This window comes from Frankia torreyi (genome assembly GCF_000948395.1).
In the GTDB taxonomy this organism is placed as follows: domain Bacteria; phylum Actinomycetota; class Actinomycetes; order Frankiales; family Frankiaceae; genus Frankia; species Frankia torreyi.
The window spans coordinates 40,757-55,341 of record NZ_JYFN01000015.1; the positions used below are offsets into that span (position 1 = coordinate 40,757).

12 protein-coding genes are annotated in these 14,585 nt (G+C 74.5%); 8 read left to right on the top strand and 4 right to left on the bottom strand.

What is annotated here, in order from left to right; translation table 11 throughout:
• Positions 1 to 18: 18 nt before the first annotated feature.
• Both FF36_RS11730 and FF36_RS11735 read right to left on the bottom strand, forming a co-directional pair.
• Positions 19 to 900, bottom strand: coding sequence for an HAD family hydrolase (locus FF36_RS11730; RefSeq protein ID WP_044885078.1), 882 nt, complete (start codon positions 898 to 900; stop codon positions 19 to 21).
• A gap of 284 nt (positions 901 to 1,184) precedes the next feature.
• A complete protein-coding gene (locus FF36_RS11735; protein WP_044885149.1) occupies positions 1,185 to 2,123 on the bottom strand; it encodes a sigma-70 family RNA polymerase sigma factor in 939 nt (312 codons plus the stop codon).
• Between the two features lie 182 nt (positions 2,124 to 2,305).
• On the opposite strand from FF36_RS11735, the gene FF36_RS11740 reads away from it, so the two are divergent.
• The 6 genes from FF36_RS11740 (at position 2,306) to hemB (ending at position 9,664) form a co-directional block, all read left to right on the top strand.
• Positions 2,306 to 2,617 carry a glutaredoxin family protein gene (locus tag FF36_RS11740; RefSeq protein WP_044885079.1) on the top strand — a complete coding sequence of 104 codons (312 nt, stop codon included), beginning with the start codon at positions 2,306 to 2,308 and terminating at the stop codon, positions 2,615 to 2,617.
• A 170-nt stretch (positions 2,618 to 2,787) separates the two neighbouring features.
• A complete protein-coding gene (locus tag FF36_RS11745) occupies positions 2,788 to 4,017 on the top strand; it encodes a redox-sensing transcriptional repressor Rex (RefSeq protein ID WP_242422445.1) in 1,230 nt (409 codons plus the stop codon).
• Positions 4,014 to 5,426 (top strand): glutamyl-tRNA reductase, encoded by a 1,413-nt coding sequence (locus FF36_RS11750; protein WP_044885081.1) that lies wholly within the window; start codon positions 4,014 to 4,016, stop codon positions 5,424 to 5,426. Before FF36_RS11745 ends, FF36_RS11750 begins: the two co-directional genes overlap by 4 nt.
• Entirely contained in the window at positions 5,423 to 6,631 is a 1,209-nt protein-coding gene (gene hemC / locus FF36_RS11755) for a hydroxymethylbilane synthase (protein ID WP_044885082.1), read from the top strand. Before FF36_RS11750 ends, hemC begins: the two co-directional genes overlap by 4 nt.
• Before the next feature lie 2 nt (positions 6,632 to 6,633).
• Positions 6,634 to 8,454 (top strand): bifunctional uroporphyrinogen-III C-methyltransferase/uroporphyrinogen-III synthase, encoded by a 1,821-nt coding sequence (locus FF36_RS11760; RefSeq protein WP_044885083.1) that lies wholly within the window; start codon positions 6,634 to 6,636, stop codon positions 8,452 to 8,454.
• A 130-nt stretch (positions 8,455 to 8,584) separates the two neighbouring features.
• Positions 8,585 to 9,664 carry a porphobilinogen synthase gene (gene hemB / locus FF36_RS11765; RefSeq protein WP_044885084.1) on the top strand — a complete coding sequence of 360 codons (1,080 nt, stop codon included), beginning with the start codon at positions 8,585 to 8,587 and terminating at the stop codon, positions 9,662 to 9,664.
• A 68-nt stretch (positions 9,665 to 9,732) separates the two neighbouring features.
• Here the strand turns inward: hemB and FF36_RS11770 are convergent, their stop codons facing one another.
• Complete coding sequence (locus FF36_RS11770) at positions 9,733 to 9,960, bottom strand: hypothetical protein (RefSeq protein WP_044885085.1); 228 nt, start codon at positions 9,958 to 9,960, stop codon at positions 9,733 to 9,735.
• 321 nt (positions 9,961 to 10,281) lie between these two features.
• Here FF36_RS11770 and FF36_RS11775 point away from each other — a divergent pair, with 321 nt between their 5' ends.
• The gene (locus tag FF36_RS11775; RefSeq protein ID WP_044885086.1) at positions 10,282 to 10,494 is read left to right on the top strand and encodes a heavy-metal-associated domain-containing protein; all 213 of its coding nucleotides are present in this window, start codon (positions 10,282 to 10,284) and stop codon (positions 10,492 to 10,494) included.
• A 109-nt stretch (positions 10,495 to 10,603) separates the two neighbouring features.
• The gene (locus FF36_RS11780; RefSeq protein ID WP_370657232.1) at positions 10,604 to 13,063 is read left to right on the top strand and encodes a heavy metal translocating P-type ATPase; all 2,460 of its coding nucleotides are present in this window, start codon (positions 10,604 to 10,606) and stop codon (positions 13,061 to 13,063) included.
• Here FF36_RS11780 and FF36_RS11785 read toward each other — a convergent pair.
• Positions 13,060 to 14,574, bottom strand: a complete 1,515-nt coding sequence (locus FF36_RS11785; protein ID WP_044885088.1) for a methionine--tRNA ligase — start codon at positions 14,572 to 14,574, stop codon at positions 13,060 to 13,062. The two genes, FF36_RS11780 and FF36_RS11785, sit on opposite strands and share 4 nt — an antisense overlap.
• Positions 14,575 to 14,585: the final 11 nt, after the last annotated feature.

The following is a 14,585-nucleotide window of genomic DNA, read 5'->3' on the forward strand; positions in this document are numbered from 1 at the left end:
CGCGGCGTGCCGCGGCGATCAGACGCTGGCCACCCGGCGGCGCAGCGCCATCCCGGCGGCGACGCCGCCGGCCAGCGCGCCGGCGCCGGCCGCGGCCGGAATACCGATCTTGACCGCCTTCCGGGCGGTGCGGAAGTCCTTGATCGGCCATTCCCGCTCCCGAGCGACCGTCTTCAGGTCGGGATCCGGGTTGATCGCCACCGGGTGGCCGACCAGCGAGAGCATCGGCAGATCGTTGATCGAGTCGGAGTAGGCCCAGCAGCGGGACAGGTCCAGACCCTCCCGTTCGGCGAGCGCCTGCACCGCCTCGGCCTTGGCCTGGCCGTGGAGCAGCCCGCCGACCAGGTGGCCCGTGTAGGTGCCGTCGGTGACCTCGCTGACCGTGCCGAGCGCGCCGGTCAGGCTGAGGCGCCGGGCGATGACCGAGGCCAACTCCACGGGCGTCGCGGTGACCAGCCACACCCGTTGGCCGGCGTCCAGGTGCTGCTGGGCCAGGGCGTGCGCGCCGGAGTAGATCTGTTCGGCCATCCGCTCGTCGTAGATCTCCTCGCCGTAGCGGACGATCTCGGCGACCGAGCGCCCGGCCACGAACGCCAGCGCCGTCTCCCGGGCGTCGCGCATCCCGTCCGGGTTCTCGTGGCCGCGCAGCCGGTACGTGACGTGCTGCCAACCGAACCGGAGCAGGTCACGCGAGTCGAAGAAGTCCCGCGCGGCGAGGCCACGGGCGAAGTAGAAGATCGAGGCGCCGGCCATCATCGTGTTGTCCACGTCGAAGAACGCGGCGGCGGACTCGTCGAGCGGGGGCCGGGGAACCTCTTCGGCCGCGACCTTCAACGCGGCGATGGCGGCCGCCTCGGCCGCCTGCCTGGTCTCGGCCACACCCCTGCGTCGCACCCTCATCAGTCATCTCCATGCAGTTCGCGGTGGAGCGAGGGGCTCGGCCCGGACGGTGACGCTCGGCCCGGGCGGTGACAGGCCCACCGCCCACTCGTCGTCAGCACCTCGGCGCGTCAGATTCCACACCTCGGTTCGTCGGCACGCCGCCAGACTACGGCCCGACCCCGCTCGGTGGCTGCAGGCGGTTCAGATCCGGCAGCGCAAAAGTGCCGGTGGGACAAGAAAGGTGCCGTGGTCCACAGGTAATCCGAAGATCCGTCGCCGCCTGCGCCGGTGGCCCGGGCCGGTCAGGCCGGCCCTGCCGCGGGCAGGCTGCGGGCGAGGGCGCGGATGGCGCGTAGCTGCAGGGCCCGCACGGCACCCTCGGTGCGGCCCATCGCGAGTGCCGTCTCCCGGACCGAGAGGCCCTCCAGGAAGCGCAGTGCGATGCACTCCTGCTGGTCCGGGCGCAGCCGGCGGACCGCGTCCAACAGCTCGCGGTGGGTCAACACGGCGACGATCGACTCCTCCGGGCCGGGCACGGCGAGCGCGGTGGCCCGCTCGTCCGCCGCCGCGAGGATGTCCGCGGTGGGGATCTCGAACCGGCGTCGCGCCGAGCGGGCCTGGTCGATCAGCAGGTTGCGGGCGATGGTGACGAACCATGCCCCGATGTCGCGGCCCTGCCAGCGGAACGCGCCGATGGTCCGCAACGCCCGCAGGAACGTCTCGCTGACGATGTCCTCGGCCGCTGCCGGGTCGCCGCCCAGCCGGTATAGCGCGTATCGGAATACCAGCTCGGCGTAGTGGTCGTAGAGCAGGCCGAAGGCCTCGGTGTCGCCCTGGCGGGCCCGCGCGACGAGTGCGGCCCGCTCCGACTCCGTCGGTCCGTCAGGAGCGGCCGTGCCGCGGCCCTGGGCGGGGGAGCCTGCCCCGAGCTCCCCGGCGGCAGTCCGGCCGCGTCGTGCCGCGGGGCCCACCCGGACGGCATCGGCACCAGCGTTTGGGTGCGCGGGCGCCGTCGTCGTCGCCGGGGCCGCCCCACCTGCTGGGGGCGGCGTCTTGGTGATCGGCCCGGCCGCCGGCAGGGGCGCGGTCACGGCCGCGATCCCCAGCCCGAACCGGCTCAGGGTGGTGCGGATCTGCGCGCGGGTGGGCAGCAGGGGGGCCGGCGGCCGCGTCCACGCGCCCGGACCGCGCCGCACCGCGGCGAGGCCGGCGGCGAGGTCGGCGAGCGTGCAGTCGGTCACAGCCCGGCTCCGGAGGATGCAGTCGCGACAGGACGGGCCGGCAGGCCCGGTGCACGTGAGGGCGCAGGTAGCTGAGTGTAGCCGCAAGACGAACGTGCGGCAGTCGTAGATCGGGGCCGTGCCCGTCCCGACCATCGTCGCGACCACCGGAAGGCGCCGCGTGGCGGACTTACCATCGGGTTATGGACGACGACGGGTCGGGACCGGCAGAGCCCGGCGGCGAGAGCGCTCGGATCACCCTGCTCACCCGGGTGGGCTGTCATCTGTGCGACACCGCGCGGGCCGCGATCGCGCGGGTGGCGGAGCAGGAGGGGGTCGGGTGGCGCGAGGCGGATGTCGATGCCGATCCGCGGTTGGCCGACGAGTACGGCGACCGGGTGCCGGTCATCCTGGTCGATGGCCGAGAGCACGGTTACTGGCGGGTAGAGGAGGACCGGCTGCGGCGGGCGCTGGCCGGACGCCGGTGGTCGTTGCGTTCCGGCGGGGGTCGCTGATCCGCTGGTTGGGCTCTCCCCGGCACTTCGTGAATCCCTTCACGAAGTCGTACACTGCCCGTCGACAGCCGACTTGTGGCGCCGGCAACCGCATGCGGAGGGTCGGCGGGGCCACGGATTCGGGCGCACAGCTCCGGGCGGCGACGCGCGCCCACAGATCGGAGCCGCGGATGAGCCAGCCCCGGCGTCGCCCAGCGGTGATCCGGCGACGAGCCCGCAGTGAACCGCATTCCGGCCGCTCCGTGGTGCCGGAGGCCACGGTCGCCCGGCTGCCCCTCTACCTCCGGGTACTGACCACGCTCGCGGAGGGCGGGGTTCACACTGTGTCTTCGGACACCCTGGCCGCCGCTGCCGGTGTCACCCCGGCGAAGGTCCGTAAGGACCTGTCTCACCTCGGTTCCTACGGGACGCGGGGCGTCGGTTACGAGGTCGACGTCCTGCTTGACTGCATCGCCGCGAAGCTCGGCCTCACCGAGGACCGCTCGGTGGTGCTCGTCGGTGTCGGCAACCTCGGTCATGCGCTCGCCGGCTACGGCGGGTTCCACGCCCGCGGCTTCCGTATCGTGGCTTTGGTCGACGCGGATCCGGACCGGGTCGGCGAACGGGTCGGCGCGGTGATCGTCCGTCCCGTTGACGAGCTGGAGCGGGTCATCGCCGAGTGTACGGTCACGATCGGCGTGATCTGCACTCCGGCCGCCGCGGCGCAACAGGTGTGTGACCGACTGGTCGCCGCGGGGGTCACGAGCATTCTCAACTTCGCCCCCACGGTGCTGTCGGTGCCGGAAGGGGTAGACGTGCGTAAGGTCGACCTCGCCGTGGAACTTCAGATCCTTTCGTTCCATGAGGCACGGAAGCGTCCATCCGCGCCCCGCGAGGGGTCGCCCGGTGGGCCGACGCTCGCCGGCCCCGGCGTCGCGGTGGGCCCCGACGGGGCGTCGCCGCACAGCGCGTGGCCCGACCGGGCCCGCCAGGCACCGCCGGGGCTTCCCAGCGTCGGGCCCGCGGCGGATGGGCGCTCGGCCGGTGAGGTGCCGGCCGGTGAGGTGCCTGCCGGTGAGGTCCCGGGGCGCGGCGGTGAGACGTCCCTCGCGGTGGGCGCGGACGGGGCGAGCACGGACGAGTTGACGCCTCGAACAGACAGGGTGAGGACCGAGACGGATGAGGTCGTGCGGGTGACTCGTCAAGCCGGACAGACGCGGCCGGCGCAGGCGGTTCGTCAGGTCGGGCCGGTCCGGGAGAGCCGGGCCGGGCAGCCGGCACCGCACCGGGCCCACGTCGGTGAGCCGTCCCCGCCGACCCGCGGCACCCCGCCGGGCGCGGACGCACTGCTCGCCGGCGACCGCCGGCGGGGCTTGGCCGGGGGGTTCGCACAGGGTCTGGCGGGGGGTGGGGTGTCGTGAGCCTGCTGGTGGTGGGCCTCAACCATCGGACTGCCCCGACCTCCCTGCTCGAGCAGGCGTCGGTGTCCGGCGATGACACCCCGAAGGTCCTGCACGATCTCGCCGCCGCGGCGCACGTCACCGAGGCGGTCGTGCTCTCGACCTGCAACCGGACCGAGATCTACGCCGACGTCGAGACCTTCCACGGCGGTGTGGCCGACATCTCCGACCAGCTCAGCCGGATCTGCGGGATCGATCTCGGTGATCTGGCCGGACATCTGTATGTCCACCACGACGCCCGCGCGGTCGGCCACCTGTTCTCAGTGGTCTGTGGGTTGGACTCGATGCTCGTCGGCGAGTCGCAGATCCTCGGGCAGGTGCGCGGCGCGTTCCGGGCCGGGCAGTCGGCCGGGGTCGCGGGCAGCGCGCTGTCCGGGCTGTTCCAGGCGGCGCTGCGGGTCGGCAAGCGGGCCCACTCCGAGACGTCGATCGACGCCGCCGGCGCCTCGATCGTCGCGGTGGGCATCCGGCTGGCCGCCTCCAGCCTGGGGATCCTCAGCGAGGTGCCGGCCGTGCCGGTCGCGCCACCGGGCGGGTCCGCAGGCGAGCTCGGGGGCGCCGCGATGCTCGCGGCGCCCGTGGCCGAGCCGCCGCCGCTGGCGGGCGCCCGGGTGCTGCTCATCGGCGCCGGCGCGGTCGGATCGCTGGCCGCGCAGACCGCCCGCCGGGCCGGCGCCGCGGAGATCGTGATCGCGAACCGGACCCCGGCCCGGGCGGCCCGGGTCGCCGAGATGCACGACGGCCGGGCCGTCGGCCTGGCCGACCTCCCGCACGAGATCCTCATGGCCGACCTGGTGATCTCCTCGACCGGCGCCACCGGTCTCGTCGTCGAGCACGACCTCGTCGCCGCCACGCTGCCCGGGCGGGGCGGGCGACCGCTGGTGTTCCTCGACCTGGCCCTGCCGCACGACATCGACCCGGGCGTGCGCGTCCTGCCCGGGGTGAGCCTGATCGACCTGGAGACGCTGCGGGTCGCGCTCGACGGCGCCCAGGTGGCGCACGACGTGGAGGCGGTCCGCGCCCTGGTCTCCACCGAGGTCGCGGGCTTCCTCGACCGCCGCCGCGCGGGCCGGGTCGCGCCGACCGTGGTCGCCCTGCGGGCACACGCCGACTCCGTCGTGCACGGCGAGCTTGCCCGGTTGCACTCCCGCCTGCCCGACCTCGACGATCGAGAGTGGGAACTGGTGGAGGGCGCGGTCCGCCGCGTCGTCGACAAGCTGCTGCACGCCCCGACCGTGCGGGTGCAGCAGCTCGCCGGGGCGCCCGGGGGCGATTCCTACGCCGAGGCCCTGCGGGAACTTTTCGATCTTCCGCGCGAGGTGCCCGCCGTGGTGTCCGCGCCTGACCTTGATCTTGTGGAGCGTTCGTGACGGCGATGGAGCCGACCAGTACCGAGACCGATGCGACGGCCCGGGGCGCGACGCTGCGCGCCCGGTTTGCGGGTCGCCGGCTACGGCTGGGGACGCGCCGCTCCGCGCTGGCCCTGGCCCAGTCCGGCATGATCGCCGCGCAGTTGCGGGAGAGGGTGGGCTGCGCGGTCGACCTCGTCCCGATCGTAACCGTAGGTGACCGGTCGTCCGCGGAGATAAGCCAGATCGGCGGGACCGGCGTGTTCGTCAGCGCGTTGCGCGACGCCCTGCTGGCCGGCGAGATCGACCTCGCCGTGCACTCCCTGAAGGACCTGCCGACGGCCACCCCGCCCGGCCTCGTGCTCGCCGCCGTTCCGACCCGGGAGGACACCCGGGACGTGCTCGTCTCGCCCAGCGGGCGGGGGCTCGCCGAGCTCGGACCGGGCACCCGGGTCGCGACCGGCGCGCCGCGCCGCGCCGCCCAGTTGCGGGCCCTCGGACTCGGGTTCGACGTGGTCGCGATCCGCGGCAACGTCGACACCCGGCTGAAGAAGGCCATCGACGGCGAGGTCGACGCCGTCGTCCTCGCGTACGCGGGACTGGCGCGACTGGACCGCCTGGACGCCGTCACGGAGATTCTCGACCCCGAGGTCATGCTGCCGGCGCCCGGCCAGGGTGCGCTGGCGGTCGAGTGCGCCGCAGCGGCCGGGCTCAGGCTGGCCGGACCGGCCCGCGCGCTGGTGGCCGCGGGCGGGGATGCTGGGGGTGTCGGAGACGCTGCGGGCGGGGATGACGAGCGCGACGGACGGGGCCGGGGTCCGGATCTGGGACGGAACGGTGGCCAAACGCGGTCAGATCATGGTCAGCCCGTCGATGGTGGCCTTGCCGAGCTGCTACGGTTTGTGCTCGATGACGCATCGTCGTCCGTCGCGGTCAGAGCGGAACGCGCGTTTCTCGCTGGGATCGAGGCTGGATGTACCGCCCCGGTCGGCGCTTTGGCAGTGGCAGAGCCTGCGCCGGCGGCGGCCGTCGGCACTGTGGCACCGGCCGGCGATGCGTCCCCCGCGGGTCGACTGCGCCTGCGGGCGGTCGTCGCCGCGCCGGATGGCAGCACCGTCCTCCGGCGTGACGTGACCGGGTCCGCCGTCGACCCGGAGGCGCTCGGGCAGCGCCTCGCGGACGACCTGCTGTCCGCCGGAGCACACTCGCTGATGGGAATTCGCTGAGCATGGCCACCCGACGCACGAAGAAGCCTGTCTCCCCGGTCGCACTCGTGGGTGCCGGCCCCCGTGACCCGGGCCTGCTGACCGTCCTCGCGGTCGAGACCCTCTCGTCGGCCGACCTCGTCGTCGCCGACCCCGACGTCGCACCCGCCGTCGTGGAGAACCTCTCCGCCGAGGTGCTGCGCATCGGGGACCTGGAGGCGTCCAAGCCGGTCCGCGACGCCGAGGCGGCGACCGCCGCGGTGGTCAGCCGGGCCCGCGCCGGGGACAGGGTCGTCCGGCTCTACGCGTCGGACCCGTGGCTGACCCGCATCGGTGCCGCCGACGCCCAGGCGCTCGCGAAGGCCAAGATCCCCTATCGGGTCGTGCCCGGAGTCCTCACGGGCGCCGCGGTGGCCACCTACGCCGGCGTCGCGCCCGGCTCGCCGATCACCTTCGCCAGCACGTCGGGTGTCTTCTCCTCGTCGGGGACGCTCCCGGCGCCCTCGCCGTTCGGTGCGGGCGAACCCGTCGGCCCGCTGACCGGCCCGCCCTTCGGCGCCGGCCGGCTCGGCGCTCGTCCGATGACCGGGCTCGGCGGCGGCCTCGGTGGCGGGCTGGGCGCCGGCTTCGGGTCGCCGCTGGGGCTGGGCAGCCCCGGCGGGTTCGGTGGGTTCGGCGCGCCGGTTCCCTCGCCCGGCGACGTCGACTGGGCCGCGCTCGCCCAGACGCCCGGCACGCTCGTGGTCACCGCGGCGCCGACCGAGGTCGGCAAGGTCGCGGCGGCCCTGGTGGAGCACGGCCGGCCCGGTGACACCCCGATCGCGGTGACCGTCGACGGCACCACCACCGACCAGCGCACCGTCACCTCGACCCTCGACCGGGTCGAGGCGGACGTCGCGCCGTTGCTGACCGCCGCCCCCGCACCCATCACCCAGGTCGTCCTCTCCGTCGGTGCCGTCGTCGCCACCCGGACGAAGCTGTCCTGGTGGGAGACCCGGGCACTGTTCGGCTGGACGGTGCTGGTGCCGCGGACCAAGGAGCAGGCGGCGACGCTGTCCGACCTGCTGCGCTCGCACGGCGCGAGCCCGCTTGAGGTGCCGACGATCGCCGTCGAGCCGCCGCGGACCGCCGCCCCGATGGAACGCGCGATCACCGGCCTGGTCTCCGGGCGCTACCAGTGGGTCGCCTTCACCTCCGTCAACGCCGTGCGTGCGGTGCAGGAGAAGGTCGAGGAGCGCAGCCTGGACGCCCGCGCCTTCGCCGGGGTCAAGGTGGCGGCGATCGGCGAGGCAACCGCCGAGGCCCTGCGCGCCTTCGGGATCCGTCCCGACCTCGTCCCCTCCGGGCAGCAGTCCAGCGAGGGCCTGCTGGAGGACTGGCCGGAGTACGACGAGTCGCTCGACCTGCTCGACCGGGTGCTGCTGCCGCGGGCCGACATCGCCACCGAGACGCTGGTCGCCGGCCTGAAGGACCGCGGCTGGCAGGTCGACGACGTGACCGCCTACCGCACGGTCCGGGCCGCCCCGCCGCCCGCCCCGATCCGCGAGGCGCTCAAGGGGGGCAGGGTCGACGCCGTCGTGTTCACCTCCTCGTCCACCGTGCGCAACCTCGTCGGCATCGCCGGCAAGCCGCACGAGACCACGGTGATCGCCGTCATCGGCCCCGCCACCGCGGCGACCGCCCAGGAACTCGGGCTGCGCGTCGACGTGCAGGCGCCGGAGGCGTCCATCCCGGCCCTGGTCGGGGCGCTCGCCGAGTTCGCCGCCGAGCATCGTGAGGAGCTGGGCAAGATCGGTCCGCTGGCGGCCCGCCTGCCCAAGCCGCGCCGCGGCTCGCGGCGGTAGGCCGGCATCTTCCTGGCCTTTGTCCACAGGGTTATGCGTCCCAGGTGCCCCTGTGGACAGGTGGGAGGGCCGCAGCGGCAGGGCGGGTAGCGTCGGCGTGGGCCGGCCGTCGTCGAGAGGTGCGGGGCTGATGAGCGGGATAGCGGGAGCGCGGGGCGCCGGCAGCGCGGGAGCGGGAATCCCCGGTCCGGGGAACCCGGGGTCGGGCGGTTCGGGGCCGGCCGGGTTTCCGGCGGTGCGCCCCCGTCGGCTGCGCCGCTCGCCCGCCCTGCGCCGGCTGGTGTCGAACGTACGGCTGCACCCGGCGGACCTGGTCCTGCCGATGTTCGTCAAGGAGGGCGTGGACCAGCCGGTTCCCCTGACCTCGATGCCCGGCGTCGTTCAGCACACCCGCTCGTCGTTGCTCAAGGCCGCCGTCGAGGCGGTCGAGGCCGGGGTCGGCGGGCTGATCCTGTTCGGCGTGCCGGCGGCGAAGGACGCCCGCGGCTCGGCCGCCGACGACCCCGCCGGGATCGTCCAGCTCGCGCTGGCCGACCTGGTCGCCGAGGTCGGCGGGGACATCGTGCTGATGACCGACCTGTGCCTGGACGAGTGCACCGACCATGGCCACTGCGGACTGTTGACCGATGCCGGCGAGGTGGACAACGACGCCACCCTGGCGCGTTACGCCTCGATCGCCGTGGCGCAGGCCCGCGCCGGCGCCGAGGTCGTCGCGCCGAGCGGGATGATGGACGGCCAGGTCGGCGCGATCCGGGCGGCGCTGGACGCCGAGGGCTTCACCGACCTGCCGATCCTCGCCTACTCGGCGAAGTACGCCTCGGCGTTCTACGGTCCGTTCCGCGAGGCGGCCGAGTGCGCTCCCCAGTTCGGTGACCGCACCGGCTACCAGCAGGATCCGGCGCGCTCGGTGGCCGAGGCGCTGCGCGAGGTGGCGCTGGACCTCGCCGAGGGCGCCGACGCCGTGATGGTCAAGCCGGCGCTGGCCTACCTGGACGTGCTGCGCGCGGTCGCGGACACCGTGGATGTGCCCGTCGCCGCCTACCAGGTGTCCGGCGAGTACGCGATGGTCGAGGCCGCCGCCGCCGCGGGATGGATCGACCGGGACCGGGCGATCGCCGAGACGCTGACCGCGATCTCCCGCGCCGGCGCCGACATCATCCTCACCTACTGGGCCGTCGAGGTCGCCCGCGGCCTGGCCGCTCCCCGCTGACCCCCTCCCCCCGCACCCGTCCACAGCCCAGCCCCCAGCGGCGGCCTTCCGCCTGCTGCCCGGAAAGATCAATCGCCCGTCGAGGGCTCCGGGATTGCGGGGTGCTCGACGATCGGGCTGGTGAGGGCGCGGGCGGCCGGATGGTGCCGGGCGCCGAGCGGCGGCGCGTCGATGTGAGGCTTGTCCGGCGTGCGTCGATGGTGGCGCCGGGCAAGCGACTCGACCGGCCCGCGGCGGGTGGCCGGCGCGAGCCGCGGGTCGCCGGGCCGCGCACCGCCGGCGTTCGCCCAGGCCACCGGGCGGTCATCCCCGTCCGGGGGATCACCCCGCTAGGCGCGGCCGGCGCTCGATGGCTGGTCAGGGGCGTCACCGGGCGGCGTGGGCCGGGGCGGTTCTTGCCGCGGTCGGCGGGCGGGGGCGCTCGGGAGGCAGGGGCGGGGCGGAGCCTCTCGGCCAGGGGTTGCGGGTTCGCGTCCAGGTCTGCTCCCGTGACTTCCGTCGCCGTCTCGCAGATACCCCCTGGGGGTAGTTGTGTGCCATACGGGGGAGGGGTATCTTCGGGCTGCCGGGCGGACCCGCCCGGCCTGTGGACAGTGGCTGAGGAGACGAGGACCGCGATGACCGCGACCGCCTACACCGTGACCGGGATGACCTGCGAGCACTGCGCCCGCTCGGTCACCGAGGAGCTGGAGCGGCTACCCGAGGTGTCCAGCGTCGCGGTGGATCTCGCGGGTGGTCAGGTCACGGTCGTGAGCGACGGGGCGCTGGCGGACGGCGCGGTCCGCGAGGCCGTGGCCGAGGCCGGTTTCGAACTGGTCGGCCGGGCCTGACGAGTCCACGGGCAGTGCGTCGCCGGGCGGACCGGGGGAGGGGAAGCGCGTGACCAACGTCGGGGTCGAGGCCGGCGAGCCGGTCCGGGTCGAGCTCGCGATCGGCGGCATGACCTGCTCGTCCTGCGCGGCACGGGTGGAGCGCAAGCTCAACCGGATCGACGGCGTGAGCGCCTCGGTGAACTACGCCACGGAGAAGGCGACCATCACCCTCGCCCGGCCGGCACCGGTCGGTGCGGCCGGCCCGGTGACGGTCGACGAGCTGATCGGGGCCGTGCAGGCCGCCGGCTACACGGCGAGTCTGCCCGCCGCCGCGACGAGCGGCTCGACCATCCGCGGGTCGGGCGGTGCGGCGGGCGCCGCTGGCGGTGGGGTGGGCGCCGCCGGCGCCCACGGCGCTGAGGTGAACGCCGCCGGCGCCGTCGGCGATGAGGCGGAGTCGCGGGACGCGGGCCTGCGGGCGATGCGTCGGCGCCTGACCGTCTCGGCGGTGCTGGCGCTGCCGGTGCTCGTGCTCGCGATGGTGCCCGCCTGGCAGTTCGACTACTGGCAGTGGGTCAGCCTGGCGCTGGCGACACCGGTCGTCCTCTGGGGCGGCCGACCCTTCCACGCCGCGGCGGCCCGAGGCGCCCGGCACGGTGCGGCCACCATGGACACCCTGGTCTCCCTCGGCACGCTCGCGGCTTTCGGGTGGTCGCTCTACGCGTTGATCTTCGGCGGGGCCGGTGACCCGGGAATGCGGCACTCGTTCTCGCTCACCGGCGGCCTGTCCGACGTCGGCACCGGCACCGCCGGGGCTGGGATGTCGTACGGCGGTAGCGGGATGTCCCACGCCGGCGGCGGCGCCACCGCGATCTACCTGGAGGTGGCCGCCGGGGTCACGGTGTTCCTGCTCACCGGGCGGTTCCTCGAGCTGCGTGCCCGGCGCCGCTCCGGTGCGGCGCTGCGGGCCCTGCTGCACCTCGGGGCGAAGGACGTGACGGTGCGCCGTCCGGTGTCGGGGCCCGGGGGCCTGACGGTCGAAACGCGGATCCCGGTCGACGAGCTGCGCCTCGGCGACGAGTTCGTCGTCCGCCCCGGCGAGAAGATCGCGACCGACGGGGTCGTGCTCGAGGGGGTCTCCGCGGTCGACGCGAGCATGGTCACCGGCGAGTCGGTGCCGGCGGAGGTCGGGCCGGGGGATCCGGTGGTCGGTGCGACCGTGAACGCGGGCGGTCGCCTGGTCGTGCAGGCGACCCGGGTCGGGGCCGACACGCAGCTCGCCCGCATCGCGCGGCTCGTCGAGCAGGCCCAGAGCGGCAAGGCGCGCGTCCAGCGGCTGGCCGACCGGATCTCGGCGGTCTTCGTCCCGACTGTGATCACGGCCGCGTTGATCACCCTGGGCGTCTGGCTCGCCACCGGGCAGCCGGCGACGGACGCGTTCACCGCCGCGGTCGCCGTCCTGATCGTCGCCTGCCCGTGCGCGCTGGGTCTGGCCACCCCGACGGCCCTGCTCGTCGGCACGGGGCGGGGTGCGCAGCTCGGCATCCTCATCCGTGGCCCGGAGGTGCTCGAATCGACGCGGCGGGTGCAGACCGTGCTGCTCGACAAGACCGGCACGGTGACCACCGGCCGGATGCGGACCGCCGCCGTCCACCCGGCGCCGGGGGAGAGCGCCGCCGACGTGCTGCGCCTCGCCGGGGCGGCCGAGGACGCCAGCGAGCACCCCATCGCCCGGGCCGTCGCCGACGCCGCCCGGGCGGCGGGCGGCGGGTCGCTGCCGCCGGTGACGGACTTCGCCAACGACGCCGGGCTCGGCGTGCGCGGCACCGTCGAGGGCCGGTCGGTCGTCGTCGGCCGGGCCCGCCTGTTCGCCGAGCTGCCGACCGAGCTCGCGGGCGCCTTGGCCCGGGAGCTCGACGCCGGGCGCACGGCGATCGTCGTCGGCTGGGACGGCGCCGCGCGCGGGCTGATCAGCGTCGCCGACACGGTCAAGCCCACCGCCGCCGAGGCCGTCGCCGCCCTGCGTCGGCTCGGTCTGCATCCGGTTCTGCTGACCGGGGACGCGCAGGCCGTGGCCCGCGCGGTCGCCGCCGAGGTCGGGATCGCGCCCGAGGACGTCATCGCCGAGGTCCTGCCGGAGGAGAAGGTGGCGACGGTCCGCCGGTTGCAGGACGAGGGCCGGGTCGTGGCCATGGTCGGCGACGGGGTGAACGACGCCGCCGCACTCGCCCAGGCCGATCTCGGGCTGGCGATGGGCGGCGGAACCGACGCGGCGATCGAGGCGTCCGACCTGACCCTGGTCAACGCCGACCCGCGGCTGGTGGCCGACGCGATCCGGCTGTCCCGGGCCACCCTGCGCACGATCCGGGGGAACCTGTTCTGGGCGTTCGCCTACAACGTGGCGGCGCTCCCGCTGGCCGCGGCCGGCCTGCTCAACCCGATGATCGCCGGCGCGGCGATGGCGTTCAGCTCGGTGTTCGTCGTGACGAACAGCCTGCGGCTGCGCCGGTTCGCCCCGCTGCCGGCGGCCGGCCCCGTGGCGACGCCATCCACGCGGCCGGCCCCCGCGGTCGCGGCACGATCCTAGGCCGGGGCGGCCTCCAGCCGAGGGAACACCGGGGCGGGATCGGCGACGCGGGGGCCGCCGTCGCCGCACTGGGCGGCGATGCGCGGCGCCGCGTCGGGCAGGAACGGGGTGAGGTGCGCGGCGAGCTCGCGGCAGGTGGCGACCAGTTCGGCGAGCACGGCGTCGAGGGCGGCCGGAGGCGCGTCCTGTTTGCGCTCGGCCTTGGCGAGGTCCCAGGGGCGGGCGGCCTCGACGTAGCGGTTGCCCTCGTTGCCGATCGTCGTGATGGCCTCGGCGGCGCGGCGGAAGTCGAACGCGGTGAACGCCGCGTCGATCGTCGCCGGCGCCTGCTCCCGGGCCGCCCGCAGCGCCGCGGCCCCCGGGTTGTCCGCCGCGACGGGCGGGATCACCCCGTCCCGGTAACGCTTCACCATCGACACGGTCCGGTTGACCAGGTTGCCGATGTTGTTCGCGAGGTCCTCGTTGGCCCGGGTGAGCAGCCGCTCGGTGGTGTAGTCGGTGTCGCCGCTGCGGGCGACGTCGCGCAGCATCCACCAGCGCAGCGCATCGGTGTTGTAGGCGGCGACGATGTCCGCCGGGTCCTCCGCGTTCCCGGCCGACTTGGAAATCTTCATGCCGTCCGCGGTGAGGTACTCGTGCACGAAGATGGTGTCGGGCAGGCGCACGCCGGCGGAGAGCAGCATCGCCGGCCAGTAGACGGCGTGGAACCGGATGATGCCCTTGCCGATGACGTGGACGCGGGCGTCGCTGTCGTTCCACCAGTGCTGGAAGGTGGCGTCGTCGGTGCCGTACCCGGGCGCGGTGATGTAGTTGCCGAGGGCGTCGAACCAGACGTAGATGACCTGGTCGGGATCGCCGGGCACCGGAATGCCCCAGCCACGCGCCCGGGTCATGCTCCGGGATGCGCTGAAGTCCTCCAGCCCGGCCTCGATGAACGACAGCACCTCGCGCTTGCGGGTGGCCGGCTCGATGCGCAGCCGGTCGCTGGAGATGAGCTCGTGCAACTGATCCTGGTAGCGGCTGAGCCGGAAGAACCAGTTGCTCTCCTCGACCAGGTCCGGCACGGTCCCGTGCTCCGGGCAGCGGCCGTCGACCAGCTCGTCGGGGGCGTAGAACAGCTCGCAGCCGACGCAGTACAGGCCCGCGTAGCTCTTGCGGTAGAAGTCGCCGCGCTCGGCGCAGGCCGCCCAGAGCTTCTCCACGCCGGGCCGGTGTCGCGGGTCGGAGCTGGTTTTGATGAAGTCGTCGAAGGAGAGGCTCAGCGGCTCGCGCAGGGAGCTGAACCGGGTGGCCACCCGCTCGACGTATTCCGCGGGCGTGATGCCCTCGGCCTCGGCGCCCTGGACGTTCTTCAGCGCGTTGTCGTCGGTGCCGGTCTGGCACCGGACCTCGTCACCGCGTGCCCGCAGGTGCCGGGCGAACGCGTCGGTCTCGACCAGCTCCAGCGCGTGCCCCACGTGCGGCTTGCCGTTGACGTACGGGATGGCCGTCGTCACGAAGTAGCGACCCATCGGTTTCGGAT

What these genes read in the sequence shown, in the direction of transcription:
- FF36_RS11740 (WP_044885079.1), top strand. Translation starts at nt 2,306, where the DNA reads ATGGACGACGACGGGTCGGGACCGGCAGAGCCCGGCGGCGAGAGCGCT.
- FF36_RS11730 (WP_044885078.1), bottom strand. Translation starts at nt 900, where the DNA reads ATGAGGGTGCGACGCAGGGGTGTGGCCGAGACCAGGCAGGCGGCCGAG.
- hemB (WP_044885084.1), top strand. Translation starts at nt 8,585, where the DNA reads ATGAGCGGGATAGCGGGAGCGCGGGGCGCCGGCAGCGCGGGAGCGGGA.
- FF36_RS11785 (WP_044885088.1), bottom strand. Translation starts at nt 14,574, where the DNA reads ATGGGTCGCTACTTCGTGACGACGGCCATCCCGTACGTCAACGGCAAG.
- FF36_RS11745 (WP_242422445.1), top strand. Translation starts at nt 2,788, where the DNA reads ATGAGCCAGCCCCGGCGTCGCCCAGCGGTGATCCGGCGACGAGCCCGC.
- FF36_RS11780 (WP_370657232.1), top strand. Translation starts at nt 10,604, where the DNA reads ATGACCTGCTCGTCCTGCGCGGCACGGGTGGAGCGCAAGCTCAACCGG.
- FF36_RS11775 (WP_044885086.1), top strand. Translation starts at nt 10,282, where the DNA reads ATGACCGCGACCGCCTACACCGTGACCGGGATGACCTGCGAGCACTGC.
- FF36_RS11760 (WP_044885083.1), top strand. Translation starts at nt 6,634, where the DNA reads ATGGCCACCCGACGCACGAAGAAGCCTGTCTCCCCGGTCGCACTCGTG.